The 26,062-nt window shown below is 70.5% G+C and carries 26 protein-coding genes; 13 read left to right on the forward strand and 13 right to left on the reverse strand.

Going from position 1 to position 26,062, the window contains the following annotated elements; translation table 11 throughout:
* Positions 1–152: 152 nt before the first annotated feature.
* Positions 153–1,811 (reverse strand): alpha-L-fucosidase, encoded by a 1,659-nt coding sequence (locus ACOKM3_RS05920; protein WP_426897628.1) that lies wholly within the window; start codon positions 1,809–1,811, stop codon positions 153–155.
* Between the two features lie 221 nt (positions 1,812–2,032).
* On the opposite strand from ACOKM3_RS05920, the gene ACOKM3_RS05925 reads away from it, so the two are divergent.
* Together ACOKM3_RS05925 and ACOKM3_RS05930 are read left to right on the forward strand one after the other, a co-directional pair.
* Complete coding sequence (locus ACOKM3_RS05925) at positions 2,033–3,550, forward strand: MFS transporter (RefSeq protein ID WP_426906714.1); 1,518 nt, start codon at positions 2,033–2,035, stop codon at positions 3,548–3,550.
* Positions 3,551–3,645: 95 nt separating this feature from the next.
* Positions 3,646–4,383, forward strand: a complete 738-nt coding sequence (locus tag ACOKM3_RS05930) for a dienelactone hydrolase family protein (protein ID WP_426906715.1) — start codon at positions 3,646–3,648, stop codon at positions 4,381–4,383.
* Between the two features lie 5 nt (positions 4,384–4,388).
* On the opposite strand, the gene ACOKM3_RS05935 is transcribed toward ACOKM3_RS05930, so the two are convergent.
* Together ACOKM3_RS05935 and ACOKM3_RS05940 are read right to left on the reverse strand one after the other, a co-directional pair.
* Positions 4,389–4,823, reverse strand: coding sequence for a hypothetical protein (locus ACOKM3_RS05935; RefSeq protein ID WP_426897630.1), 435 nt, complete (start codon positions 4,821–4,823; stop codon positions 4,389–4,391).
* Positions 4,824–4,919: 96 nt separating this feature from the next.
* Positions 4,920–5,522 carry a TetR/AcrR family transcriptional regulator gene (locus tag ACOKM3_RS05940; protein ID WP_426897632.1) on the reverse strand — a complete coding sequence of 201 codons (603 nt, stop codon included), beginning with the start codon at positions 5,520–5,522 and terminating at the stop codon, positions 4,920–4,922.
* 103 nt (positions 5,523–5,625) lie between these two features.
* Here ACOKM3_RS05940 and ACOKM3_RS05945 point away from each other — a divergent pair, with 103 nt between their 5' ends.
* From ACOKM3_RS05945 to ACOKM3_RS05955, 3 genes are all read left to right on the forward strand, one after another.
* Positions 5,626–6,372 carry an SDR family NAD(P)-dependent oxidoreductase gene (locus ACOKM3_RS05945; RefSeq protein ID WP_426897634.1) on the forward strand — a complete coding sequence of 249 codons (747 nt, stop codon included), beginning with the start codon at positions 5,626–5,628 and terminating at the stop codon, positions 6,370–6,372.
* A gap of 362 nt (positions 6,373–6,734) precedes the next feature.
* Positions 6,735–7,112, forward strand: a complete 378-nt coding sequence (locus ACOKM3_RS05950) for an RNHCP domain-containing protein (protein ID WP_426897636.1) — start codon at positions 6,735–6,737, stop codon at positions 7,110–7,112.
* Positions 7,113–7,127: 15 nt separating this feature from the next.
* Complete coding sequence (locus ACOKM3_RS05955; RefSeq protein ID WP_426897638.1) at positions 7,128–7,538, forward strand: RNHCP domain-containing protein; 411 nt, start codon at positions 7,128–7,130, stop codon at positions 7,536–7,538.
* Between the two features lie 82 nt (positions 7,539–7,620).
* Here ACOKM3_RS05955 and ACOKM3_RS05960 read toward each other — a convergent pair whose 3' ends face one another.
* Entirely contained in the window at positions 7,621–8,562 is a 942-nt protein-coding gene (locus tag ACOKM3_RS05960; protein ID WP_426897640.1) for an SDR family NAD(P)-dependent oxidoreductase, read from the reverse strand.
* A gap of 185 nt (positions 8,563–8,747) precedes the next feature.
* Between ACOKM3_RS05960 and ACOKM3_RS05965 the strand changes: the two genes are divergently transcribed.
* Entirely contained in the window at positions 8,748–9,539 is a 792-nt protein-coding gene (locus ACOKM3_RS05965) for a helix-turn-helix transcriptional regulator (protein WP_426897642.1), read from the forward strand.
* A 36-nt stretch (positions 9,540–9,575) separates the two neighbouring features.
* On the opposite strand, the gene ACOKM3_RS05970 is transcribed toward ACOKM3_RS05965, so the two are convergent.
* The 3 genes from ACOKM3_RS05970 to ACOKM3_RS05980 form a co-directional block, all read right to left on the reverse strand.
* Positions 9,576–10,565 (reverse strand): SDR family NAD(P)-dependent oxidoreductase, encoded by a 990-nt coding sequence (locus ACOKM3_RS05970; protein WP_426897644.1) that lies wholly within the window; start codon positions 10,563–10,565, stop codon positions 9,576–9,578.
* Positions 10,566–10,631: 66 nt separating this feature from the next.
* Positions 10,632–11,816 carry a zinc-dependent alcohol dehydrogenase gene (locus ACOKM3_RS05975; protein ID WP_426897646.1) on the reverse strand — a complete coding sequence of 395 codons (1,185 nt, stop codon included), beginning with the start codon at positions 11,814–11,816 and terminating at the stop codon, positions 10,632–10,634.
* Between the two features lie 40 nt (positions 11,817–11,856).
* Positions 11,857–12,183, reverse strand: coding sequence for a plasmid stabilization protein (locus ACOKM3_RS05980; RefSeq protein WP_426897648.1), 327 nt, complete (start codon positions 12,181–12,183; stop codon positions 11,857–11,859).
* Between the two features lie 192 nt (positions 12,184–12,375).
* On the opposite strand from ACOKM3_RS05980, the gene ACOKM3_RS05985 reads away from it, so the two are divergent.
* Positions 12,376–13,041, forward strand: coding sequence for an HAD family hydrolase (locus tag ACOKM3_RS05985; RefSeq protein WP_426897650.1), 666 nt, complete (start codon positions 12,376–12,378; stop codon positions 13,039–13,041).
* A gap of 57 nt (positions 13,042–13,098) precedes the next feature.
* Here the strand turns inward: ACOKM3_RS05985 and ACOKM3_RS05990 are convergent, their stop codons facing one another.
* Together ACOKM3_RS05990 and ACOKM3_RS05995 are read right to left on the reverse strand one after the other, a co-directional pair.
* Complete coding sequence (locus ACOKM3_RS05990; protein ID WP_426897652.1) at positions 13,099–13,665, reverse strand: DJ-1/PfpI/YhbO family deglycase/protease; 567 nt, start codon at positions 13,663–13,665, stop codon at positions 13,099–13,101.
* A gap of 68 nt (positions 13,666–13,733) precedes the next feature.
* Positions 13,734–14,693, reverse strand: a complete 960-nt coding sequence (locus ACOKM3_RS05995) for an LLM class F420-dependent oxidoreductase (protein ID WP_426897654.1) — start codon at positions 14,691–14,693, stop codon at positions 13,734–13,736.
* A 258-nt stretch (positions 14,694–14,951) separates the two neighbouring features.
* Between ACOKM3_RS05995 and ACOKM3_RS06000 the strand changes: the two genes are divergently transcribed.
* Positions 14,952–16,262, forward strand: coding sequence for an ATP-grasp domain-containing protein (locus tag ACOKM3_RS06000; protein ID WP_426897656.1), 1,311 nt, complete (start codon positions 14,952–14,954; stop codon positions 16,260–16,262).
* A 7-nt stretch (positions 16,263–16,269) separates the two neighbouring features.
* On the forward strand, positions 16,270–18,621 hold the full coding sequence (locus ACOKM3_RS06005) for a CocE/NonD family hydrolase (RefSeq protein WP_426897659.1): 2,352 nt from the start codon (positions 16,270–16,272) through the stop codon (positions 18,619–18,621).
* Between the two features lie 30 nt (positions 18,622–18,651).
* Here ACOKM3_RS06005 and ACOKM3_RS06010 read toward each other — a convergent pair whose 3' ends face one another.
* A complete protein-coding gene (locus tag ACOKM3_RS06010) occupies positions 18,652–20,139 on the reverse strand; it encodes an aminotransferase class I/II-fold pyridoxal phosphate-dependent enzyme (protein WP_426897661.1) in 1,488 nt (495 codons plus the stop codon).
* A gap of 227 nt (positions 20,140–20,366) precedes the next feature.
* Here ACOKM3_RS06010 and ACOKM3_RS06015 point away from each other — a divergent pair, with 227 nt between their 5' ends.
* From ACOKM3_RS06015 to ACOKM3_RS06025, 3 genes are all read left to right on the forward strand, one after another.
* Complete coding sequence (locus ACOKM3_RS06015; protein ID WP_426897663.1) at positions 20,367–20,963, forward strand: chemotaxis protein CheB; 597 nt, start codon at positions 20,367–20,369, stop codon at positions 20,961–20,963.
* Between the two features lie 62 nt (positions 20,964–21,025).
* Entirely contained in the window at positions 21,026–22,552 is a 1,527-nt protein-coding gene (locus ACOKM3_RS06020) for an FAD-dependent oxidoreductase (protein ID WP_426897665.1), read from the forward strand.
* Positions 22,553–22,631: 79 nt separating this feature from the next.
* Complete coding sequence (locus ACOKM3_RS06025) at positions 22,632–22,856, forward strand: hypothetical protein (protein WP_426897667.1); 225 nt, start codon at positions 22,632–22,634, stop codon at positions 22,854–22,856.
* Between the two features lie 30 nt (positions 22,857–22,886).
* Here ACOKM3_RS06025 and ACOKM3_RS06030 read toward each other — a convergent pair whose 3' ends face one another.
* The 3 genes from ACOKM3_RS06030 to ACOKM3_RS06040 form a co-directional block, all read right to left on the reverse strand.
* On the reverse strand, positions 22,887–23,996 hold the full coding sequence (locus ACOKM3_RS06030; RefSeq protein ID WP_426897669.1) for an NADH:flavin oxidoreductase/NADH oxidase: 1,110 nt from the start codon (positions 23,994–23,996) through the stop codon (positions 22,887–22,889).
* Between the two features lie 71 nt (positions 23,997–24,067).
* A complete protein-coding gene (locus ACOKM3_RS06035; protein WP_426897671.1) occupies positions 24,068–24,718 on the reverse strand; it encodes an NAD(P)H-binding protein in 651 nt (216 codons plus the stop codon).
* Between the two features lie 61 nt (positions 24,719–24,779).
* A complete protein-coding gene (locus ACOKM3_RS06040) occupies positions 24,780–25,211 on the reverse strand; it encodes a VOC family protein (RefSeq protein WP_426897673.1) in 432 nt (143 codons plus the stop codon).
* A gap of 156 nt (positions 25,212–25,367) precedes the next feature.
* Here ACOKM3_RS06040 and ACOKM3_RS06045 point away from each other — a divergent pair, with 156 nt between their 5' ends.
* The gene (locus ACOKM3_RS06045; protein ID WP_426897675.1) at positions 25,368–26,036 is read left to right on the forward strand and encodes a GntR family transcriptional regulator; all 669 of its coding nucleotides are present in this window, start codon (positions 25,368–25,370) and stop codon (positions 26,034–26,036) included.
* Positions 26,037–26,062 lie beyond the last annotated feature (26 nt).

The following is a 26,062-nucleotide window of genomic DNA, read 5'->3' on the forward strand; positions in this document are numbered from 1 at the left end:
CTCTCCCCCAACACGTCGGCCTCCAGGGGTACTTGAACGTACCCCTGTCGGCGGACCCCATCAGACTCCGGTATCACACATGCGGAACACCCCACGGCTCAGCGCCAGTTGGTAAACGCATCGGCCCGGGGGCCGGCGCCCGCACACGTGGGTCAATCGGTCGCCCGGTGGAGCGTCGTCCGACCCAAGTGGGGCTCCGCGCGGGACGCGAGGACCTTGATGCGGACGCGGCTCGCGGTGACGGGGGCGTCGAGCGGCAGGATCCGCAGATGGCCGATAGTGGTGCCGGTGGCGATCCGCCGCCAGGCCCCTCCGACCTCGGCCTCCACTGCGAATTTCTCCACCCGTTGCCCGTGCTCGATGTCCTCGCGGACCGCGACCCGGTCGAAGGTGGTCGTCCCGTCGGCGTTCGGAGCCACCGGCCGGCCGTACACCTTGCGTACCCGTTGCCCGAACGCCGTCAACTCGGTGACATCCGCGGCATCGATCGTCCCCGCCTTCGAGGGCGGTACGTTGAGCAGCAGGGTCGCATTGCGCCCCACGCTCTTCTCGTACAGGTCGAAGAGCTGGGCCGCCGTCTTCGGCTTCTCGTCCGCGTGGTGGAACCAGCCCGGCCGATTGGAGACATCGGCCTCCGCGGGGAACCAGGACAGATGGGTCACGCCGGACTCGGTGAGCCGGGCCCTGGAACCGATGTCGTCGACGCTCGCGCCGTGCGGCAGCAGCCATTCACCGTGGTACGTCCACGGGTCTGCGGTCGTCGGCACGACGCTCCACTCGGTCTCGCGGGCGACCCCGTCCTCGTTGCCGACCCACCGCACACCCGCCGGACCGCCGAAGACGACGGTGTCCGGCGACAGCCCCTTGATCACCCGGAACCACTCCTCGAAGCGGTACTCCTGGGTGATCCCGGCGTCGGCCCACGGATTGGCGCCATCCAGCCAGAACTCGTCCAACGGCCCGTACTCGGTGAACAGTTCGTAGACCAGATTCAGGTAGTACGCGTCGTAGTCATTGACCTGCACGGTGAACGTGGGCAGCTTCCCCGACCGCACGGCGTCCGCCCGGTCGTCGCCCTCCACGAGCGTGGGAATGGTGTGTTCCTTGACCGCACTGCCGTTGCCGAACCGGCCGAGTCCGCCGGGCGCACGGTCGCCGTCGTCGAGCGCGGTCTGCTCCACCGAGGTCAGCTTCCCGCCCTCGGCCTGCTTCTTCCGCAGCGAATCGATCCACTCGGCGTGCCAGGCATGCGGCAACTCACCGCCGTCGGAGGGCGAGAGATAGATCCCTACGCGCATCCCGTGGGCGCGCGCCGCATCCACGTAAGTCCGGACGACATTCGGCTGCCCGGGACTTTTGAGGACCGAGTGAGGTGTGTACCGACTGGGGAACAGCGTGAACCCGTCGTGATGCTTGGCGGTGATCATCGCGAGCTCGGCGCCCATGGCCCGGTACGTGCGGATCCACTGGTCGGCATCGACAGCGGTCGGCGCGAACGTCGCCGGGTCCTCGGCACCCGACCCCCACTCACGGTCGGTGAACGTGTTCATCCCGAAGTGCGTGAACGCCGTGATCTCCCGCCGCTGCCACGCCAACTGCCCTTTCCTGGGTACGACGTTCGCGGCCTTGGCGACGATCTGCTCCGCGGTGTCCTCCCCCGCGACCGGGATGATCGAGGCGGGGCGGACGCGGCCCCCGCCACCGGCCGGTGCCCCCTTCGGCACAGCGGCGGCGTATGCACCGGTGCTGCCGAGGGCGGCGATCGCGGGGGCGGCTCCCAGGACACCGAGGATCTGGCGGCGAGACGTCATCAGTCAGTCACTCCTACAGGCACATGGCTCGGATCTCTCTTCGCTGCGCTTCGGTGGATCATGACGCAGTAACGGATTTTCGGTAAGAGCCGTGACGGGAGTGACCCCAGGCTCCGCCGCCCTCATTTCTGTCGCGCACCCCGCGTCGGCGACCGCTTTGACAACCCGCCGCCACCACTTTAGCTTCATGATAGAATCATTTCACCATGGAGGTACCGATGATGCGCGGCCCGTCCCCCACCACCGGCGAGGCTCCCGACGAGGCCACCGGTCATACCCCCGAACCCCACCGATGGCGGTGGCTGATCCTGGTCGTGATGATCATCGCGGAGATCATGGATCTCCTTGACGCATCGATCGTCAACGTCGCCGGACCGGCGCTGGAGGAATCCCTCGGCGCCAGTTCCGTCGGGCTGCAGTGGGTGATCGGCGGCTACGCCCTCACCCTGGGAGCCGGGCTCGTGCTCGGCGGCCGGCTCGGCGACCGCTACGGGCGCCGCCGCATGTTCCTGATCGGCCTGACCGCCTTCACCGCCGCCTCGCTGCTGTGCGCACTCGCACCGAACATCGCGTCACTGATCGTCTTCCGTCTGCTGCAGGGCACCGCCGGGGCGATGCTCCTGCCCCAGGGCCTCGGCCTGCTGCGCGAGAACTTCTCCGGGCCCGAACTCACCAAGGTCTTCGCGATCTTCGGCCCCGTCCTCGGCCTGGGCGGCATCATCGGCCCGGTGCTCGGCGGCTTCCTCATCGAGGGCGACTTCTTCGGCCTGGACTGGCGGTCGGTGTTCCTGGTCAACCTGCCCATCGGCCTCGCGGCACTGATCATCGCCGCGAAGTTCGTCCCCAAGAAGCCGGGCGACCGCACGGTGCGGGTCGACATGACCGGCGCGGCCCTGGTCGTGCTCTCCTGCGCCCTCCTGGTCCTGCCGCTCAACCAGGGGCAGGAGAACGGCTGGCCGCTGTGGACATGGCTGTGCATGGCCGCCTCCGCGATCGGGTTCGCCCTGTTCGCCGTACAACAGCGCCGCACTGCCGCGGCGGGCCGGGAACCGCTGGTCACCCCCGCCCTGCTGCGCAAGCCCGCCTTCACCGTCGGGCTCGGCGGCATCGCCCTGTTCTTCGGCGGCCTGATCGGCACGCAGCTCGTACTCACCCTGTTCCTGCAGATCGGTCAGCACTTCACCGCCGGCGACGCGGGACTCGGCAACCTGCCGCTCGCCATCGGCACCGCGATCGGCGGAGCCGTCAGCGGCGCGTTCCTCGCCGACAAGATCGGCCGCAAGGTGCTGCAGATCGGCCCGCTGATCCAGCTGGCCGGCGCGGCTCTGCTCTGGTTCGAACTGGACGGCCTCGATTCCGCCGCCTCGTTCTCGATCTGGGACATCGCCCCCGGCATCACGGTGGCAGGCATCGGAGCGGGCATGGTGATCGCCGCTCTGTTCAGCTTCATCCTCGCCGCGGTCGACGACGACGAGATCGGCTCCGCCTCCGGCGTGTTGTCGGCCGTGCAGGCAGTGGGCGGATCCATCGGCGTGGCGATCTTCGGTTCGGTGTTCTTCGCCCAGACCAAGACCGGTGACTTCACGAACGGCTTCCACCGGGCGCTGATCGTCCAGGCATGTCTGCTCGTGGCCTTCCTCGCGATCACCTTCCTGCTGCCCAAGCAGGGACGCCCCGAAGACGAACAGCACGGCATCGCCACCGAGGCCCCTGCCGACACCCAACACGCCACCGCGTGACCCCGGCCGGGAGCCGTCCGTCCGCCGCTCTGCCGGCGGCAGAACAGAGGCCGGACCGAGCTCGACGGTCACTACAGTCCAGCCCCATGAGGACGATGAGGACGATGACGACTCGTACGGTCGAGTACCCGGCCGACGGTCTGACGATGATCGGGCACCTCGCGCTGCCGGCCGGTGCCGACCGCCGCCCCGCGGTGCTGCTCGGGCCGGAGGGCATGGGGCTCAGCGACGTCGAGCGCCACCGGGCCGATGCTCTCGCCGAGCTGGGCTATGTAGCGCTGGCCTTCGACCTTCACGGCGGGCGCTACTTGAGCAACCCCGAGGAAATGCTGGCCCGTTGCATGCCTCTGCTCGCCGATCCCGACCGGATGCGGGGCATCGGCCATGCGGCGCTCGACGTGTTGCGCGCCGAACCGCGGACCGATCCCGACCGGATCGCCGCCGTCGGCTACGGCACCGGGGGCGCCATCGGGCTGGAACTCGGGCGCGACGGCGCCGACCTGCGCGCGATCGGCACGGTCAACGCACTGACCACGGGCCGACCGGGCGAGGCGGCGCGCATTCGCTGCCCGGTGTGGGCCGGGGTCGGCTCGGAAGACCCGATTATGCCGCCCACGCAACGGGACGCGTTCACCGCTGAGATGCAGGCCGCGGGCGTCGACTGGCGCCTCACGGTCTACGGCGGCGCCCTGCACGCCTTCCACCACCCACCGGTCGACCACCCCACGGTCCCCGGCGTCGGCTACCACCCGCAGCACGCGCAGCGAGCCTGGCGCGACGTCGTCGACCTCCTCGCCGAGTACCTGCCCGTGACGGAGGACCTGGGGGGATGACCCGGTCAACCGTTCGACCTGGAGCGGCGGTTGACGAGGAGCCGGATGGAGCAGGCAACGGCGCAGGCCAACCCTGCCCAGAGCAGGAGGGAAGTCCAGGACCACACCGCTTCAGTGCTGTAGCCGCTGCTCCAGTGGCAGCTGACGGACGGCGGGAAACCGTTCACGTCGACTGATGTCAGCCTGTAGTCCCGCCCCGCGTCCATGTACACACCGGCGCCGGTCTCGTCCGCGCACACGTCGAGCGGATTCGTGAAGGCGAGCCCGTATACGGACCCGGCCCCATAGGCGGCGATCGCTGCCACGCTGCCGATCACAGCCCAGCGGGCCGACCGGGAGGGCTTCCTCCTGGACACCCACAACGCGTACGGAATCGCGCCCACGGCGAAGACGAAGACCGTGATTGCGGGCGGACCGAACAACGCGAACAGAGACACCATGAACACGGACGCTACGTCGCTTGGCAAGGCTGAGTTCGTTGTCCCCTACCGGAGTGGAACGTGGAGTCCCCTACCGGAGTGGAACCACCCGGCGGTTCAGGCTCCGGAGTGGTCCGGCAGGAGTTGGGTCGCGAGCGAGCGAGCCGTGGCCGTGAGGGTGGCCGTGTCCAGCCCGGTTCGGCTCATGAACACGATGCCTTGTTGCGCGGCCAGGATGGCCCGCGCCAGTGCGATCGGGTCCGCTTCGGCCGGTACGTCGCCCTCGTGTTGGGCGCGCACGACGCAGTCAGCGATCAGCGCGGTGGACTTCTCGTAGGCGCGGTGGACGTGGTCGAGGACTTCCGGGTCGGCGTTGCCGAGTTCGCAGGTGCTGTTGGCCATCAGGCAGCCACGCCGCGCGCCGGCGGCGCCGGTCGGGGCGTCGGTCGGTGCCTCGAGGAGCATGCGTAGTGCGTCCACGGCCCGTGAAGTCTCGGCAAGAGCCTGTCGAAGCTGGTCGTGGCCGTCGTCGGTGTAGCTGCGCAGCACCCGGAGGAAGAGCTGGCGCTTGTCGCCGAACGCCGCATACAGGCTGCCTTTGCCCAGGCCACTGGCCCGCATCAGGTCTTCCAGTGACGTCGCGGCGTAGCCGGCGTCCCAGAACTGATCACGGACGGCGTTCAGTACCTGCTTCTCGTCGAACTGTCGCGGACGTGCCATGCGAACAGAATACGGGTTCTTGACTGTTCGGTCCACCATTCTTATGGTGGACCGAACAGTCAAGAACTCCGTGGCACGTTGCACCCAGGGAAGTGGCAAGCACATGGGAAAGCTGGACAACAAGGTGGCGATCGTGACCGGCGGGTCGCGGGGAATCGGGGCGGCGTCGGCGCTGGCGCTGGCCGACGAGGGAGCCGACGTCGCGATCAGCTACTCGTCCTCGGCGGACCGGGCCAAGGCCGTGGTCGCAGAGCTGGAGGCGAAGGGGGTGCGGGCGGCGGCCTTCCAGGCCGACCAGGCGGACGCGGCGCAGGCGACGGGCCTGATCCGGAGCGTGGTCGAACAGTTCGGCAAGCTCGACATTCTGGTCAACAACGCGGCCGCGGGCGGTGGCGGGCTCGTCGACAGCGAGGTCATCGACCAGGCCGCCATCGAGCGGCAGTTGGCCGTCAACTACTCCAGCGTGGTGGCCGGGATCGAGGCCGCGGTGCCATTGCTGCCCGACGGCGGACGGATCGTCAACATCAGCTCGGGCGTGGCCGCTCGGGCGGGTTTCCAGGGGATGGCGTACTACACGGGCACGAAGTCGGCCCTCGAAGGCTTCAGTCGGGGCGCGGCCCGCGATCTGGCGCACCGGGGCATCACGGTCAACGTCGTCCAGCCCGGATTCGTCGACACCGAAGGAAACCCCGCGGACAGCCCGGCCGCACCCACGTTCCTTCCGACCACGGCGATGGGGCGGTACGGCAGGCCGGAGGAGATCGCCGCAGGCGTCGTCTTCCTCGCCAGCCCGCAAGCCTCCTACGTCACCGGCGCTGTGCTGAGGATCGACGGCGGATACGCCGCATAGCCCGGCCGAGCGCCAGGAGCCGCGGGGGCCACGGACGACGGTGGCCGCCGCGGCTCCTGGCGCGCGGAAATATTCACTCGCATACGCTCCGCCGGCCTGCCTACCCTTGCCCCGCTGCCGACTTCCGCGCGGGCACCCCTGCCCGTGCGGCCGAACCACCGGGCCCCGCGCCCACGAGAGGGTGTCTTGATGACCCGGCCCGCGCCGAGCGCGCCTCACGGCGACGTACCGCGTACACGTACGGCACGTACACGTACTGCCCGTACCGCACGTACACGCCGCGGATAACCGACCGATCCAGCCGTCGAGGCCGCTCGGCCTGCTCTTGCTGTCGATGACCAACTCCCCAGCAAGGAGCACAGGTGTCCGAGCACACCCCCAGCCCCAACCCCAGTCCAACCCTCAAGATCAGTACGTTCGTCTGCGCCTGGTGCGGTCTCACCGTGACCACCGCCGATCCGGACGGCCGTAGCCGTAACCACTGCCCTTCGTGTCTGCACTCGCGCCATGTCCTGGACCACGTTCAGGGCGGCCGCACCGAGTGCCACGGCCGGATGTCACCGATCGCCATCGCCGTCCTGCGGACCGGCGACTGGATGATCGTCCACCGCTGCGTGCGGTGCGACGAGCTCACCTCGAACCCGGTGAGCCCCGACGACAACCAGCTGGTCCTGATGCGGATGGCGGTACGGCCACTGGCCCAACCGCCCTTCCCCCTCGAAACGTTCGGAACACTGTGAGCGGGGAGGACCGGCATGCCACGCCGTAACCGAACGTCGTCCGAAGGACCCGCCGACCGGCGGCGCCGCCGGAGCGACGGCCACCGCACCCGCGACTTCCGCTGCGCGGGCTGCCGCCTGGAGGTCTCCCTGGACGCGCCGGGCAGCGGCCACCGCAACCATTGCCCGAACTGCCTGACCAGCCTGCACGTGGACGCCCGGATCCCCGGCGACCGCGCGTCGGACTGCCGGGGCCGGATGGACGCCCTGACGGTGTCCTGCCGCCCGGACGGCGAGTGGCTGATCGTCCACGAGTGCCTCTCGTGCGGCGAACTCTCCACCAACCGCGTCGCGGGCGACGACAACGCCCTGGTCCTGATACGCCTCGCGGTCCTCCCCCTCAGGACGACGGGCCCGGCGGCGCACCGCACATTGCTGATGCTGTGAGGTGAGGACCGAGCCCGCCCGGGCCGGTACGGAAGGGCACCCCCGTACCGGCCCGCTCCCCTCTGCCGCTCAGAGAGGTTTGTCAGTTGGTCGTTCGTGGGGCCTGCTCCCGTGGGAGTTGTTCCAGCCAGTTCCACAGGGCGTGTTCGCGGTCGGAGTCGTAGGACTCCGCGGAGGACGGCATGGCTTTGGTTCGGTGGATGTAGGCGCCGGTCGGGGCGGAGGTGGCGCCGAGGATGGCGTCGGCGAGCTTCCGGCCCGCGGCGGCGGGGGTGTCCACCAGCGGTGTGGCCGCCAGTACCGGGACGACTCTCCGCATCAGGAAGGGGAACGCGCCGCCGGCTTCTCGGGCGAGTCCGGTTCCGATGACGAGGCTCGGGTTGTAGGCGATGATGTCGACGCCTTCGGGCAGGCGGCGGGACCACTCGTGGACCAGGTAGATGCCGCCGAGTTTGCTGGTGACGTAGGCACGGCGACCGGCTCGGACGTTCCCGGAGCGGTTGAACGCTCCGGGTCGGGAGATGTCCGGGATGGCCCACCGGGGCGAGGGCATGGTTCCTCCGGTGTGCCGGAGGTCGCCGAAGTGGGCGTCGCTGACCGTGACGACGATGCGGGCCGGTGGGTGCAGGTGGGGGTGGAGTTGCCGCAGGAGTTGGTGGGTGGACATGACGTTCACGGCGAAGGTCCGCTCGTAACCGTCGACCGTGGACTCCAACGCGTTGGACAGATGCACGCCCGCGTTGAGGACAAGACCCCACAGCGGAGGCAGGGCGCCGGAGTCGAGGAGGTCCTCCAGGCGCGCGCCCGCGGCGGCGACGTCGGCCTTGCTCGCCAGGTCGATGTCGACGTGTGAGACGTGTGGGGAGATCTCCCGCAGGCCCGGCAGTGTCTCGGCGGCGGAGGAGGCCCGTCCGAGGACGACCAGGTGCGTGTCGGGGCGGCGTGTGAGGACGTCCCGCGCGGCCTCCAGCCCGATCCCTCGGGTGGCGCCGGTCATGATCAGGGATCGGCTGGCTGTGGTCATGGGAGTCTCCTGGGCTGGAGCCGGGTGGGTGTCGGTGGTGGCGTCGCCGCGCGTCGACGTCCGCGTCCTGCGTCACCACCGACCCTGGCGCAGCCTCCGACGGTCGGGGAGATCGCCTCGAGCCTGGTACCGACAGGGCCACACTCCGAGCTGGAACTCGCCCCACGGGGAGGGACAATGGATCCATGCGGGGAGATGAGCGGTCGGGCCTGGGCGGGTACCTGCGTCACCACCGCTCCCAGATGGCGCCCCGGGACCGGCCCGGAGCCTCCCCTCTGTCCCACCGGCGTGTCCCGGGTCTGCGGCGTCAGGAACTCGCCGACGTCGCGGGCATCTCGGTCGAGTACTACACCCGCCTCGAACAGGGCCGCGCCGGCCGCCCGTCACGGGAGATCCTCACCGCACTGGCCCGAGCGTTCCGGCTCTCGAACGCCGAACGGGACCACCTCTTTCGCCTCGCCGGCGAGCGACCGCCGCCGTCGCGGGCACCCGCCACCGAGATCCGCCCCGGCCTCCGGCAGCTGCTCGACGGCCTGAACGACGTCATGCCGGTCACCATCCACGACGGCCGGCTCGACATGCTCGCCTTCAACACCGCCGCCGACCTGTTCGGGCCCCTCTTCGACGACGGACCCTACGGCCGCAACATCGCCTACCAGGCCTTCACCTCGACAGGACTCGACAAAGCACTCGGGAACGAAGGGGCCGAACAACTGGCCCGGGTGGCCACCGCCGAACTCCGCAAAGCACTCAGCCACTACCCGGAGGACGAGTACCTCCGCTCCCTGTTCCGCGAACTCTCGGCAAACAACCCCGAGTTCGACCGCCACTGGCAGAAGGGGGAGATCGGGACCTGGAGTTCCGCGATGAAACACGTCAACCATCCGGCCAAGGGACCGCTCACCTTCGACAGCGAAATGCTCCACGACCCCGAGAACGACCACTGGGTCATGCTCTTCACCCCCCACCACACGTGACCCACCCACCCCGACACCACGCGGGCCGGGGCAAGGTCACGAACTCGTGCGAGGCCCCGGGTCCTGCTGGTTGGCGGCGCGGGTGGCGCGGTCGTTCAGGGTGCTGCCCCAGGCGCGGATCTTGCGGGCGATCCGGTGGCGTGGCAGCCCTGCCTCATGCCCCTGGCGCAACGGGCCTCGGCCGTCCGCTGATGGCAACAGCCGTGCGGTGAGCCCCGTCAGACGGGTCGTCAGGGCGGGGGCCACGCCGTGCGCGAGTTGTGCCGCCTTGGCCGGTGCGGTGAGCACCAGGCGGGCGCGGCGTTGGATCACCGCGTCCACGATCCGGCGGGCCGCCCGGTCCGCGTCCATGGACAGCAGCGGAGCGCCCGCCGCGGCGCTGAACCAGCCGAACTCGGCACTCGTGTCGCCGCCGAACTCCGCCTGCCGGTGGGAGCCGGTTCGCATGAGTCCGGGGTGTACGGCGGTGACGCTCACGCCGGAGGCCGCCGCCTCCGCGTGCAGCCCCTCGGCGAGAGCGCCGACCGCGGCCTTGGCGCACGAATACGGCAGCAGGTGCGGTACGCCGAGCAGGCCGCCGACCGAGCCGATCAGACCGAGGCGTCCACGGGTCTCGCGCAGATGGGGCAGCGCTTCCAACGACGTGTGCAGCGCCCCGTAGAACATCGTCTCCATCGCGTCGGTGAACTCCTCGGGACCGACCGCCTCCACCGGCGCGACCTGGATGACCCCGGCGTTGGCGATCACGATGTCCAGACCGTCGCGTTCATGGGTGACGCGCATCAGCTCGCGGACGGCGGCCCGGTCGCGTACGTCGCACACCGACACGTGCACGGTCGCGCCGGTCTCTTCACGCAACTGGCTTGCCGCACGCTCCAGTTCGGCCTCGTCCCGGGCGGCGATGGTCACGGTGCAGCCACGCTCGGCCAGGTGCCGTGCGATGAACAGCCCGAGCCCCCGGGAGCCGCCGGTGACCAGGGCCCCCGGCCCCTTGAGCCGGGCAGGGTGGCGAGCGCGGTCGGTCATTGCGTTGCCCTTCTGGGGATGAGCGCGTTGATGACATGACGGACGCCTCGGCGCCGAGGCGCGTGCTCACGGCTTCAGCAGCGTCTTCACCATCCCGTCCTCCTTGGCCTGGAACGTCGCGTACGCCGACGGGGCCTCGTTCAGGGGGAGGTGGTGCGTGGCGAAGCCGTCGACGCCCAGGGGGTCGTCGTCGGTCAGGTGCGGGCGGATGTCGTCGATCCAGCGCCACACGTTCGCCTGCCCCATCCGCACCTGCAGCTGCTTGTCGAACATCGTGAGCAGGGGCAGCGGGCTGGCGGCGCCGCCGTAGACACCGCTGATGGACAGCGTGCCGCCGCGGCGCACGGCGTCGATCCCCGGGAGCAGGGCGCCGAGACGGTCGATGCCGGCGTTCTCCATGAGGGGGCGGGCCAGCTTGTCGGGCAGGAGGCCTGTGGCCCACTGCGCCGCCTGGGCCACCGGCGCGCCGTGTGCCTCCAGGCCGACCGCGTCGATGACCGCGTCCGACCCGCGGCCCTGGGTGAGGTCGCGTACGGCGTCTCCCAGATCCTTGTCGTGTTCGCGCAGGTCGAGGGTGGTGACACCGTTCCTGCGGGCCCGTTCGAGCCGGGTGTCGACGAGGTCGACCCCGATGACCTGTTCCGCGCCACGCAGCCGGGCGATCCGGGTCGCCATGTCCCCGATGGGTCCGAGGCCCAGGACGGTGACGCTGCCGCCGGGCGGAATGTCGGCGTACTCCACTGCCTGCCAGGCGGTGGGCAGGACGTCGGACAGGTAGACGAACCGGTCGTCCGGAGGCCCGTCCGGAACCTTGATGGGCAGCGTGTTGCCGAAGGGAACCCGCAGGAACTCGGCCTGGCCGCCGGGCACCTGCCCGTACAGCTTCGTGTAGCCGAACAGAGCGGCTCCGCTGCCCATGGACGTCACCTGCGTCGTCTCGCACTGGGAGTGCAGCCCTCGGCTGCACATCCAGCAGGTGTTGCAGGAGACGTTGAACGGAATCACCACCCGGTCCCCGACGGACACTCCCGTCACCTCGGGGCCGGTTTCCGCGACCACACCCATCGTCTCGTGCCCCAGGATGTCCCCCGGGTCGAGGTAGGGGCCGAAGACCTCGTAGAGGTGCAGGTCCGATCCGCAGATACCGGTCGACGTCACGCGGACGACGATGTCGTCGGGTTTCTCGATGCGGGGGTCGGGGACCTCCTCGATCCGTACGTCGCGCTTTCCTTGCCATGTCAGAGCACGCATGCCGACGTGCCTCCCGAAGTGCGTTACGTGCAGGGGCTGTTCAGCGGCCCACGGCCTTGGCCAGTTCCGACTTGTTCATCGAGGAACGGCCCTTGATGTTCTTGCGCTGCGCCTCGGCGTACAGCTGGTCCTTGGTGCGGCCCTGCGCTCCCTGGTGGGAACGTTCGCCGCCCCGCTCGGACGCCGACTTGGAGTCCTTGGTGGAGGTGCGGCTGGCCGTACGGGACTCGCCGCTGCGGGCCCGCTCCTTGTTCACGGTGCGCGCGGCGATCTCCTCGGCCCGCTTGTTCGACTCCCCGCGCTGCTTCGCGCTCTCCTTGACGTGTTCGTACTGCCGTTCCCTCTTCCGGTTCGCTCCTGCGGGCATGACCGTTCCTTTCGTCGAGCGGCAAAGGTCCCCTTCCAGGGGCTCATACCGTGCGACATCCCGCCACGTGACGTCACTTCCTGTAGCGGCGGACACTCCGCGTACCCACGGTCGGCCAGGTGATGCGCTTCGGTGCGTCACAATGCGCTCCGAGTGGTCGATCGTGGCTCGGCGCCGCAAGGAGGCATCACCGTGAGTACGTACGCCGCCGTCTTCGACGTGGACGGCACCCTCGTGGACACCAATCACCTGCACGCGGTGTGCTGGTGGGAGGCCTTGCGCCAGGCAGGCCACCGGGTCTCCATGACCGCGGTGCACGGCGCCATCGGGCTCGGCTCGGGCGACCTGCTGGAGCATCTGCTGGGCAAGGACCGGGACCCGGACGAGGACTCCGCCATCAGCGCCGGCCACAAAGCCCTGTACGGCACCTGGCACGAGCGCCTCGCCCCCTTCGACGGCGCCCGCGACCTGCTGCGGCGGCTGCACGCGGACGGCCTGCCCGTCGTGCTGGCCACCTCGGCGAGCGGGCCGGAACTGAAGGCCCTCCGAGCGGCGATCGACGCGGACGAGGCGATCACCGAGACCGCGAGCGCCGACGACGTGGACGCGGGCAAACCGGCCCCCGATCCGGTCCGGCACGCCCTGGGCCTGGTGGGCGCCCAGGCCGAAGGCAGCGTCTTCGTCGGCGACTCGGTCTGGGACATGCGCGCGGCGCGGCGCGCGGGCGTGCTGCCGATCGCCGTGCTGAGCGGCGGAGTGTGCCGCGCCGAGCTGGAGGACGCGGGGGCCGCGGAGGTGTACGCGGACACGGCGGACCTGCTGAGGCACCTCGACGGCAGCGCGCTCGGACGGCGCTGAGAGCCCGCGCCCCTCCTCCGTTCACTCAGGCCTCTGGGCGAGCCAGGCCCGGACGACTCAGACCTGGGCGAGCCGTTCACGGATCGCCGTCACGAAGTCGTCCAGGTCCTTCGGGGTGCGGGAGGTGATGAGCGGGTAGCCGCCCGCCACGTCCACGACGACCGGTTCGTCCACCCACGCCTTGGCGCCCGCGTTGGTGATGTCGGTGCGCAGGGACGGGTACGAGGTGAGCGTCTTGCCGCGCAGCACGTCGGCCTCGACCAGTGCCCACGGGCCGTGGCAGATGGCGGCGACGGGACGGCCGCTCGCGGCGAACGCCTTCACGGTGTCGACGGCGACCGTCTCCAGCCGCAGCTGGTCGGCGTTGATCGTGCCGCCGGGGATGAGCAGCAGGTCGTGCGGGGCCGCGCCCAGGGCCTCGTGCGCCACGTCCGGGTCCACGCTCTCGCCGGGATCCTTGTCACCTTGCAGCGTCTGGACGGGGTCCGTGCTGACCGCGGCGACCGTGACGTCGACGCCGTCCTTACGCAACTCCCTTTGCGGGACGAGCAGTTCGTCCTGTTCGACGCCGTAGTTGGTGACGAGGGCGAGGACGCTACGGCCGTCGAGTCGTCGGTCGGTCATGGTGTGCACCTTTCTGTGCGGGGCTTACTGCGGCGGGGCGTTGTGTGCGGGGCGCGGCATGCGCGGGGTCATTGGGTGTTCAGCCGCGGAAGGACGTCGCTGCGGTAGAAGTCGAAGAAGCCCTGCTGGTCGGGCCCGATCTGGCCGACGTACACCTCGTCGAATCCTGCGTCGACGTACGCCGTCACCGCGCGGACGTGCTCGTCCACGTCGTCGCCGCAGACCATGCCGTCGGCGACGGCCTCCTCGGTCACGAGCGTCGACGCCTGCTCGAAGTGGGCCGGGTCGGGCAGCACCTGGCCGAGTTCGCCCGGCAGGAACTGGGTGGGCCACAGCCGGTGGGCCGTCTTGACCGCGTCGTCCCGGTCGGCGCCCCAGCACACCTTCATGCCGCCGAGCACGGGCTTCCGGCCGCCTCCCGCGCGCCGGAACTGTCCCACCAGGTCACCGTCCGGCGTCATCGTGACGAATCCGTCCCCGATCCGGCCGGCCAGCGCGGCGGCCTTGGGGCCGAACCCGGAGACGTAGATGGGGACGGGCTCGTCGGGCACCGTGTACAGGCGGGCGTTCTCCACGGTGTAGTGCTTGCCCCGGTGGGTGATCTCGTCGCCGCTCAGCAGGCTCCGGATGACCTGGATCGACTCCTCCAGCATCTCCAGGCGTACGTCGACGGCCGGCCAGGTGTCACCGAGAATGTGCTCGTTGAGCGCCTCACCGCTGCCCACGCCGAACCGGAAGCGGTTGCCGGTGAGCATGCCCGAGGTCGCGACGGCCTGAGCGTTGACCGCCGGGTGCATGCGGACGGTGGGACAGGTGACGAACGTCGTCACGGGCAGTGATGTCGCCTGGGCGAGCGCGCCGATCATCGACCACACGAAGGGGCTCTGCCCCTGCTCGTCCGTCCACGGGTGGTAGTGGTCCGAGATGGCCAGGCACGTGAATCCGGCCTGTTCCGCGGCGCGTGCCTGCTCCAGCAGTTCGGCGGGCGTGAACTCCTCGCTCGCCAGAAAGTATCCGAAACGCGTCATTGCCTGCTCTCCTCACTGCGTCGTCGCGCGCCCAGGGCGGGGCCCGTGGCTCCTCGGCGCCACCCTCATCAGGTTGCGCGATCCCGGCACGGCTCACCACACGAGCGGGTTCGAGTGGCCCGTGTACCCACGGACCGCAGGGTTCCCCCGACCGGTGGCGGCACCGGACAGCAGGGCGGTGTCGACATCGGGGCGCGACGTGTGCCTCCGGAGCCGACGGGTACTCAGGCCCGCACCACAGACTCAGGGGAGGCGATCGTGAGCCCAACTCACCGCAATGTCTTCGTACTCGGCCTCGACGACGCGAACCTGCCGTCCCTCCAGGCCGTTCCGGGCGCGGAGTCCATGACCTTCCACCGCCTGCTGACCATCGAGGAGTTGCAGGAGGGCGAGGTGAACGTCGCCGATCTGATCGACCGTGCCTGCCGCACCCTCGACGCGTTCGACGGTCCGATCGACGCGATCGTCGGCTACTGGGACTTCCCGGTGAGCACGCTGGTGTCACTGCTCGGTGAGCGCTACGGCACCCGGGCGACGAGCCTCGAATCCATCGTCAAGTGCGAGCACAAGTACTGGAGTCGGCTCGTGCAGGAGGAGGTCGCCGACGAGCACCCGCGCTTCGGCCGCGTCGACCTGGAGGCGGCCGAGCCGCAGCCGCCCAAGGGCGTCGCCTTCCCCATGTGGCTGAAGCCCGCGCTCTCCTACTCCTCCGAACTCGCCTACGGCGTAGGGGACATGGACGAGTTCAACGCGGCAGTCAAGCACATCAAGGAGGGCATCCACCGGGTCGGCCGCCCCTTCGAGCACATACTGGGCCGGCTCGAACTGCCGCCGGAGATGGCGGGGGTGGGCGCCCAGGTGTGCCTCGCGGAAGAGGCGCTCAGCGGCGTCCAGGTCGCGGTCGAGGGCTACGTTCGCGAGGGCGAGGTCACCGTCTACGGCGTACTCGACTCGATCAACTACCCGGAATCCACGAGCTTCCTGCGCCACCAGTACCCCTCTGCCCTGCCGGACCCGGTGCAGCAGCGGCTGCGGGACGTCTCGTCCAGGGTGATGCGCCGGATCGGCATGTCCGAGGCGACGTTCAGCATCGAGTTCTTCTACGACCCGGGCACCGACACCCTCGCGATCCTTGAGATCAACCCGCGCCACTCGCAGTCGCACGCCGAACTCTTCGCCTACGTCGACGGGATACCCAACCACCACTGCATGCTGGCGCTCGCCCTCGGCGAGGACCCCGCCCTTCCGCACCGGGCGGGCCCGTACGCGATGGCCGCCAAGTGGTACTTCCGTTGGTTCGCGGACGGAGTGGTCCACGAGGTGCCCACGGCCGAGGAGGTCGCGAAGGTCACCAAGTCGATCCCCGGGGTACGCGTAGACGTCGTGCCCGACGAGGCGCAGCGCCTGTCCGAGATCGGCGGCCAGGACAGCTACAGCTACGAGGTGGCGCACATCTTCACCGGCGGCGACAGCGAGCAGGAGCTGCGCGAGAAGTACGACCAGTGCGTGGCGGCACTGCGACTGGGCTTCGACAGCCCGACCGATCCCCCGAACCGAGAGGCTTCCTGACCGATCCATGCGACACGTCGACAACCTGCCCCATGCCATCAAGGAAGAGGACGACATCCGGATCACGATGTCCGACGGCGTCCGGCTGTCGGCCCGGATCTGGCGGCCGGTCTCCTCCGACACCGACCCCGTTCCCGCCGTCCTGGAGTACATCCCGTACCGCAAACGGGACCTCAGCTCGGTCCGCGACTCGATCCACCACCCGTACATCGCGGGCCACGGCTACGCGTGCGTACGCGTCGACCTGCGCGGCACCGGCGACTCGGAGGGTGTGCTCACCGACGAGTACCTGGAGCGTGAGCAGGCCGACGCCGAAGAGGTGCTCGACTGGCTCGCGGGGCAGCCATGGTGTGACGGCGGCACCGGGATGATGGGCATCTCCTGGGGCGCCTTCGCCGCGCTCCAGGTGGCGGCGCGCCGCCCGGCGAGCCTCAAGGCGATCGTCATCTCCTCGTTCACGGACGACCGGTACGCCGATGACATGCACTACATGGGCGGCGCGCTGCTCTCCGACAACCTCGCCGAGTCGGGCACCATGTTCGCCTACTCCACGTGTCCGCCCGATCCGGCGACCGTCGGCGACCGGTGGCGCGAGATGTGGCAGGAACGCCTGGAGAGCGTCGATCCGTGGGTGCTGAACTGGCTGCGCCACCAGCGCCGCGACGCGTACTGGCGGCACGCCTCGGTGTGTGAGGACTACACGGCCGTACGCTGCCCGGTGCTCGCCTCCAGCGGCTGGGCGGACGGCTACTCGAACGCCGTGACCCGGCTGCTCGCCCACCTCGACGTCCCCCGCAAGGGTTTGATCGGCCCGTGGTCGCACAAGTACCCGCACCTGGGCGAGCCGGGCCCCGCGATCGGCTACCTCCAGGAGGTGGTGCGGTGGTGGGACCACTGGCTCAAGGGCGAGGACAACGGCGTGATGGACGGTCCGATGCTGCGGGCGTGGATGCAGGAGAGCGTGCCGCCGTCCACCGCGTACGAGGAGCGGCCGGGCCGCTGGGTGGGCGAGCCCGTCTGGCCGTCCCCGGCCATCCGAGAGGAGGCGCACGCCCTGCGTGGGGGGCGGCTGACGGCCCCGGGGGATGGGTCGGGGGCGGCGTCCCCGGATGACGGGCCGGGCGCTGCGGCCTCGGATGAGAGGCCGGAGGCAGCATCCTCGGGCGACGGGCCAGGCGCTGCGGCCTCGGATGAGAGGCCGGAGGCAGCATCCTCGGGCGACGGGCCAGGCGCTGCGGCCTCGGATGAGAGGCCGGAGGCAGCATCCTCGGGCGACGGGCCAGGCGCTGCGGCCTCGGATGAGAGGCCGGAGGCAGCATCCTCGGGCGACGGGCCAGGCGCTGCGGCCTCGGATGAGAGGCCAGGCGCTGCGGCCTCGGATGACGGGCCAGGCGCTGCGGTCTCGGGTGGCGGGTCTGCGGCGGCAGTCTCGGCCCATGTCCAATCGCCGCTGTCCGTGGGGCAGTTCGCCGGGAAATGGGCCTCGTACAACGCGCCGCCCGACCTGCCCTACGACCAGCGCGAGGAGGATGGCGGCTCGCTCGTCTACGAGACGGAGCCGCTGCCGGAGCGTCTGGAGATCCTCGGCGAACCGCGCGTGGAGCTGGAGGTGAGCGCGGACCGGCCCGTCGCGATGGTCGCGGCACGGCTGTCCGACGTGGCGCCCGACGGCGGTGCCACCCGCGTCTCGTACGGCATCCTCAACCTGACCCGCCGCGACGGTGCGGACGAACCGGACGCGCTGGAGCCCGGGCAGCCCTGCCGCGCGACCGTCCGCCTCAACGGTGTCGCGCAGGCCTTCCCGCCCGGGCATCGCGTACGCCTGTCCCTGTCGACGTCGTACTGGCCGCTCGCCTGGCCGCCGCCGCACCCCACCGCGCTCACCGTCCACGAGGAGCCGTGCCGCCTGGTGCTGCCGGTGCGCCCCGCCGACGACGGGGACCCGGTGACGCCGTCCCCCTTCGGGACACCGGAGGGAGCCCCTCCCCTCGCCACCCACCGCGTCACGCCGCCCGAGGAGCGCTGGGAGGTCACCCGCGACCTGGTCGACTACGGCTCGACGTTGAACATCGTCAAGGACCGGGGCACGGTGCACTTCGACGCGATCGACCTCGACGTGGGCTGCCACGTCCTGGAGCGGTACACGTCGACGGCCGACGACTTCACGTCCCCCGCGGGCGAATCGACCTGGACGATGAGCTTCCGGCGCGGCGACTGGGACGTCCACGTCCGCACCAGCACCACGCTGCGCTGCGACGCCGATGCGTTCCACGTGAACGCGACCCTGGACGCGTACGAGGCCGACCGCCGCATCGTGTCCCGCACGTGGAACGAGACGGTCCCGAGGGACGCGCTGTAGCCGGCCGGCCCCGGGCCCCGGACCCCGGGCTCAGCCGGCCCGGTCGCTCCTCTCCTCGACGACCCGCACCGTGCGGAAGGCCGGATCGGCCGCGTCGGGCAGGTTCATGCCCGCCTCGACGCCGGTGCGCAGGTACGTCAGGACGGGCTCGGTGAGCAGTTCGCCGGGCAGGATCGTGGGGATGCCGGGCGGGTACGGCGTCACCATTTCGGCGGCGGTCCGTCCCACCGCCTGCGCCACGGGCACGTCCCGCGTGCGCGCGAAGAACGCGTCCCGCGGCAGGCACCCCTGCTTCATGCGCAGCGCTTCGGGATCCGGCACGGCCACGCGCGGTGCCGGATCCCAGTCGCGAGAGGCATCGGCGAGATCCCGCAGCGCCCGCACCAGCGGTTCGGTGGTTTCCCTGCTGTCGGCGTGCGTGATCTGGACGTTGATGCGGCGATGGTCGGCGAGGTGGACGTTGATGTCGCGGTGCTCGCGCAGCCAGTCGGCGGCGCGGTAGCCGGACAGTGCCGGGCCCGCGAGGTCGACGACGACAGGCAGCGGATCGAGGTCGTCGGCGAGACCGGGTCCGCAGAAGTCCTCACGGCCGTGCACATGCATGCCGTCGATCTCCTCGATGGCGGCGCGTACCTCGGCCGCGAGCTCCAGCGCGTGGGTCAGCAGGCCGCGGCCGTGCAGGGCCATCTGGCGCCGCCAGCCGTCCAGGCCCGCGTAGATGAGCACCGAAGGGCTGGTGGTGCCCCACAGGTCCGCCCGGTTCTTGAGCACGTCGGGCGCGACGAGGTCGCCCTGGAGATGAAAGACGGAGCCCTGTTCGAGGCCGCTGCCCATCTTGTGGATGCTGGTCACGCAGACGTCCGCGCCGGCGTCCATCGCCCACGTCGGCAGATCCGGGTGGAAGGGCAGATGCGCACCCCACGCCTCGTCCACGATCAGCGGCCGGCCGCGCCGGTGGCAGGCCTCGGCGATGCCGCGCAGATCCGCGCAACTCCCGTACGGGGTGGGGCTCGTGACCAGGGCGCCGGTCGCCCCGGGGTGGGCGGCGAAGGCGGCGTCGAAGTCGGCGGCGGACGGCGGGTGCGCCAGGTGCCGCTCGGCGTCCCAGCGGGGTTCCACCCACACCGGTTCGATGCCGGAAAGGATCAGGGCGGACACCACGGACTTGTGCGCGTCACGGCCGATCAGCAGCTGGTCGCCGGGGCCCGCCACCGACAGCATGGCCGCCTTCACGGACAGGGAGCTGCCGCAGGTGGTGAAGAAGGTGTGCTCGGCGTGCACGGCGTCGGCCATGAGGTCCTCGGCCTGCTCCAGGTAGCGGCCCCGCATGCGCCGGTCGTCGAGGCCGCCCGAGGCCAGGAGATCGCCGAGGAAGACGGCGTCGCCGAGAATCCTCCGCACCTCGGGATCGGCGCCACGGGCCTGTTTGTGGCCCGGCGGACTGAAGGCGAGCATGCCGGAGTCACGGTAGGCGTCGAGCGCCGCCAGTACGGGAGCCTGTGCGTGGTCCACGGTCATGATCGGACGCGTTCCCCGACAGGGCGCTCTTTCCACAACGTACGGGGCACGTCACCACATCGGCAGCCGCCGACCCAGACGCGCTCCGCATGCAACGCCCCGCCCTGGGCACTCCTCCGAGAGCCGCCGTCCGCTCGCGCGACCACCGCAATACGCCGATCCGCGGCTGCGGGGCCGTGCGAAGGCTGCCATGGTGGCAGTGGAGTACGACACCCACCGGAGCCCTCATGTCCGACGCCGGAAAGCCACGTGACTACCGCGCGGTCATGGTGGTCGCCTCATCGGCCGGTGGTGTGCAGGGCCTGCGGACACTGCTGGGCGGGCTCGACCGCGAGCTGCCGCTGACCGTGCTGGTCGCGCAGCACCTGCGCCGCGGCCGTGAGACACAGATCGTTCCGGTGCTGTCCCGTGCGACCACGCTCGAGGTCGAGCTGGCCAGGAACGGGGAGCCGTTGCGCGCGGGAGTCGTTCATATCGCACCGCCCGACCGGCACCTGTGCGTACGGCAGGACGGCAGGAGGCTGTTTCTGACGGACGAGGAGCGGGTGAACTACGCCCGCCCTGCCGCCGATCCGCTCTTCGAATCGGCGGCGACGGCCTTCGGGCGGGGTGTCATCGCCTGCGTACTGACCGGCGCCGACGGTGACGGCACCCAAGGCGTCACCGCCGTCAAGGCACACGGCGGCACCGTCATCGTGCAGGACCCGGACACCGCCGCGTTCCAGGGCATGCCGCAATCGGCGATCAACACGGGCCTCGTCGACCTCGTCCTGCCCCTCGAACGCATCGCACCGGCGATCGCGGAGACCGTGCGCGGCCACTGAGGCGCCGGCGCGTCCGGCGAGGTGGGAGGCGTGAGTCCCGCTCAGCGGGGGACTCGTCGCGCATGGCCAAGAGTGATCGCTCCCCGGGTTCGTACTGGACGGCCTCCACGCCCCGTCCGGCGCTGCCGTCGCTGGAGCGGGACGTGACGGTGGACGTCGCGGTGATCGGTGCCGGCATCGCCGGGCTCAGCACGGCGTGGGAGCTGGCCCGCGCCGGGGCGAGCGTGGCCGTTCTCGAAGCGGGGCGCGTCGCCGAAGGGGTCACCGGACACACCTCCGGCAAGCTCTCGGCCCTGCATACGCTGGTCTACGCCCGGCTGCGAAGGACCCGGGGCCCACAGGCGGCCCGCCTGTACGCACGCTCCCAGACCGACGCGGTCGAGCACGCGGCCGACGTGGTCGACCTGCTCGGCATCGACTGCGCGTGGGAGCGTTCGGACGCCTACACCTACACCCGCGCGGAGCGCCGGGCCGGTGCGCTGCGCTCCGAGGCGGACGCGGCGCGGGAGGCGGGCCTGCCGGCCTCCTTCGTGACGGAGACCGGGCTGCCGTTCCCCGTGGCGGGCGCGGTGCGCGTCCGGGACCAGGCCCAGTTCCATCCGCGTCGGTACCTCCTGGCCCTCGCCGACGACCTGCGCGCCCGGGGCTGCGAGATCTACGAGCAGTCTCCTGTGGTCGGCCTGAAGGAGGGCCGTCCTTGCCGGGTCACGACCGCGTCGGGCGCCCGGGTGAGCGCTCGTGACGTCGTCGTCGCCACCCACTACCCCGTCTTCGACCGGGCGCTGCTGTTCGCCCGGCTCGCCGTGCGCCGGGAGTTCGTGGTCGCCGCGCCGATCCCGGCCGACCGCGACCCGCAGGGCATGTACATCACGCCGGAGGACGGCACCCGCTCCGTGCGTACGACGCCGTACGAGGACGGGCGGCGGCTGCTGGTCGTCACGGGTGAGAAGTTCACACCCGGCACCGGCGACCCGGCCGTCCAGGCCGCCCGTCTGGAGGCGTGGGCAGCCGAGCACTTCCCGGGCGGGGAGCCGCGGTACGTGTGGGCCACCCAGGACACCTTCCCCAGCGACAGACTGCCGCTCGTCGGCCCACTGCACGCCGCGGCCCGGCACACCTACGTCGCCACGGGTTTCGGCGGCTGGGGGCTGAGCGGCGGCATCATGGCCGGCTCCCTCCTGACCGCGCTGATCACCGGGCGCGAGCCACCACCGTGGAAGAACCTCTACGACCCGCGACGCGTCGGCCCGCTGCTGCGTGACGCGCCCCGCCTCCTCCGCCAACAGGCGGACGTGGCACGGCACTTCGTCGGCGACCGGCTGCACAGCACGGGACCGGACACGCCGGACGCGCTGCCGCCGGACAGCGGCGCCGTCCTGCACCTCGACGGCCGCCACACCGCCGTCTACCGCGACCCGGACGGCGACCTGCACGCCGTGTCGGCGCGGTGCACACACCTGGGCTGCCTCGTCGCGTTCAACGCGGAGGAACGGGCCTGGGAATGCCCGTGCCACGGCTCCCGCTTCGCCACGGACGGACAGGTGGTGCAGGGCCCGGCCACCAACCCCCTGGAACAACGCGACATCTGAACGACGCGCCATCTCAACGACACGACACCTCGACGACGCGACATCTGAACGAGAAGAACACCTCACCGCAAGGAGCGCCATGTCCCACCACAAGCACTCCCGCCGCCACGAGCACGAGGGCGCCGAGGACCACGACCGTCCGGCGCAGACCGCAGTGGAGAGCGTGCTGGAGGGGTTCGAGGAGGCGGAACTGGACCCGCAGCACAGGAAGAACAAGGACCGCCGCCGCGGTGAGAGCGGCGACGCCCTCTCCCCCAACGAGGAGGCCCAGGAACAGGCCGATGGTGACGACGCCCCGCCCTAAGGTCGTTCATAGGGTCAGGTTGCCGGGTTGTCAGCGCTTGCGGCGCTCGACGGCGTACGCGTACTGGTCCGGCCAGGCCGGCTCGGCGCCGAGCGCGAGGGCGGCGTGCTGGGCCCAGTACGGGTTGCGGAGCAGTTCACGGCCGAGGAAAACCGCGTCGGCCTGCCCACTGGAGATGACGTCCTCCGCCTGCTGCGGCTCGGTGATGATGCCGACGGCGGCGGTGGGGATGCCGGTCTGGTCGCGGGCCTGGTCCGCGAACGGCACCTGGTAGTTCGGTCCCGCGACGATCTTCGCGTCGCGGACCATGCCGCCGGTGGACACATCCAGCAGGTCGACGCCGCGGGCCTGGAGCTCCTTGGCGAGGCGGACGGTGTCGTCCCCGGTCCAGCCCTCGCGAGCGTCCTCGGGGTTCTCGGTCAGCCAGTCGGTGGCCGAGGTACGGAAGAAGACGGGCAGGTCCTCGGGCCACACGGCGCGGACGGCTTCGACGACCTCCAGGGCGAAGCGGATGCGGTTCTCGAAGCTGCCGCCGTAGACATCCGTGCGGTGGTTGGAGACCGGGGAGAGGAAGGAGTTGATCAGGTAGCCGTGGGCGCCGTGCACCTCGGCCACCTGGAAGCCGGCGGCCAGCGCGCGCCGCGCGGAGTCGGCGAAGTCGGCGACGAGCTGCTGGATCTCGTCCACGGTCAGCGCGTGCGGGACGGCGAGCCCGTCGTACGCGATCGCGCTGGGGGCGACGGGCTGCCAGCCGTTCTCGCCCTCGGGCAGGTTCCGGTCGGACAGCCAGGGCTTGTCGACGGACGCTTTGCGGCCCGCGTGCGCGAGCTGGACGGCCGGGACGGCGCCGTGCGCCTTGATGGCCTCGGTGACGCGGGCGAACGCCTCCTGCTGGCGGTCGTTCCAAAGGCCCAGGTCCCAGGGGCTGATGCGCCCGTCGGGGCGTACGCCGGTGGCCTCGGCCATGACCAGACCGGCGCCGCCTGCCGCGCGGGAGGCCAGGTGGGTGAGGTGGAAGTCGGTCGGTGCACCGGTGTCCGGGCCTTCGGGAGCGGCGGAGTACATGCACATCGGGGACATCCAGACCCGGTTGGGTATCTGGAGGGACCGCAGGGTGAAGGGGGTGAACAGGGCAGTCATGCGGGGGGCTTCTTTCGTGGTCGTGGTTGTGGTCGTGGTCGGTGACGGACGACAGCGCGGGGCCCGTGGGCTCAGGCGGCTAGGCGGGCGACCGCATCCGCGACGGGGGTGTCGCCGGAGGTCAGCTCGACGATGACGCGACTGAGGCCGGGCTCGTGCAGGGCGGCGTCGATGAACGCGGCGACGTCGTCGCGGTGCACGTCGCCGTACTCGACGGCCGGGCCGGCCGTGACCCGGCCGCTGCCGGGGGTGTCCAGCAGGGTCCCGGGACGGACGATCAGCCAGTCGAGTTCGGTGCCCGCCAGATAGACATCGGCGCTCTTCTTGACCTTGATGTAGTGCTCGAAGCCCTCACCGGCCTCGCCGCCACGCAGCGCATCGGGGAAGACCGAGACCAGAACGAACCGCGCCACCCCGGCGAGCGCGGCCGCGTCGGCAGCCTTGCGGAGGCCTTTGCCGTCGATGAGGGTCGTGTTGTCCATGCCGGTGCCGTGCGCGCCGGCCGAGAAGACCACCGCGTCGTGACCCCGCATCTTCTGCGCGAGGTCGTCGACCGAGTCGTTGATGAGATCGCCGGTCACCGGTGTCCCGCCGGCCTCACGCACGGTCTCGCCCTGCTCGGGCCGACGGTGCATTCCGGTCACCAAGTCGCCGCGCGCGGTGAGGAGTTGGGCGAGGCGGCGGCCGACTCCACCGGCCGCCCCGATCTGAAACACCTTCATGAGTTCGTCCCGGCTTTCGAGTAGTGAGGGGGTAGGGAGTGGGAAGTGCGGTGCTTGCCGGTCAGGCGGCGAACACCTGGGAGTCGTCGGCGAACGCCTTGAACTCCAGGGCGTTGCCCGCCGGGTCGAGGAGGAACATCGTGTGCTGCTCGCCCTTCTCCCCCTCGAAGCGGACGTAGGGCTCGATGACGAACTCGGTGCCTGCCGCGCGCAGCCGCTCGGCGAGCTCCTGGAAGGCGGGGATCGTCAGGATGACCCCGAAGTGCGGCACCGGGACGTCGTGACCGTCGACCGGGTTGTGTATGCGCTGCGCGCGCTCCGGTGCGAGGTGCGTGACGAACTGGTGGCCGTGCAGATTCCAGTCCACCCAGGTGTCCGCACTGCGACCTTGTTCCAGGCCCAGCACGTCACCGTAGAAGCGACGCGCGGCGGACAGGTCGTCGACCGGTACGGCGAGGTGGAACCGCGGGATCGGGGACTCGAGAACGCTCATGACACTGCCTTCCGAGAGTGGGCCAAGTAGACCAAGTGGACCCAGAGAATGCAGAGGGTCCAGTGGACTCAGAGGATTAACTTGTCGCAATGTTAACATTGCGACATCAGCACGATGTTAACATTCAGACGTAGCTTGAGGAGGTGTGCATCGGACATGGGTGATCAGAGCAAGGTGTCCCCGGCCCGCCGCCGCGGCCTGTCGGACGAGGTCGCGGACCGGATCCGCGAGGCCATCTTCAGCGGGGTCTACGCCCCCGGCGCACAGCTCCGCGAGGTGGAGCTGTCCACCGCGATGGAGGTCAGCCGCGGTCCGGTGCGTGAGGCACTGCGCGTACTGGAACGGGAGGGGCTGGTCCACTGCGCGTGGCATCGCGGGACGACGGTGACGACGGTGTCCGCCGAGGATGCCGCCGAGCTCGACAGTCTGCGTGGCGCGCTGGAAGACCTGGCCGTCCGTCAAGTGATCGCGCGGGCCTCGGACGAGGACCTCGTGTCCCTCGCCAAGGCGGCCGAGGTCATGAAGCACGTCACGGACGCCCACGAGATGGTGCGTCTCGACATCGCCTTCCACGACGCCGTCTTCGCCGCCGCCGGCCACCGGCGCCTCGCCGACGCCTGGGACGGCATCCGGTGCCAGGTCCACCTGTTCCTGCTGACCCGGATCAACCTCAGCACCGACGGGTACCTCGGCTGCATCCCGCGCGAACACCACGAACTCGTGACCGCACTCCGCTCCCGCGACACCGAAACCGCGCTCGATCTCTTCGCCGCGCACCGTCGCCACGCAGTGGCCGTGGTGACCGGGAACGCCGACCCGAACTGAGGGGCTCAGCCGCCATCAGCAGCAGT

The organism is Streptomyces nidicola (genome assembly GCF_050106155.1).
Lineage (GTDB): Bacteria > Actinomycetota > Actinomycetes > Streptomycetales > Streptomycetaceae > Streptomyces.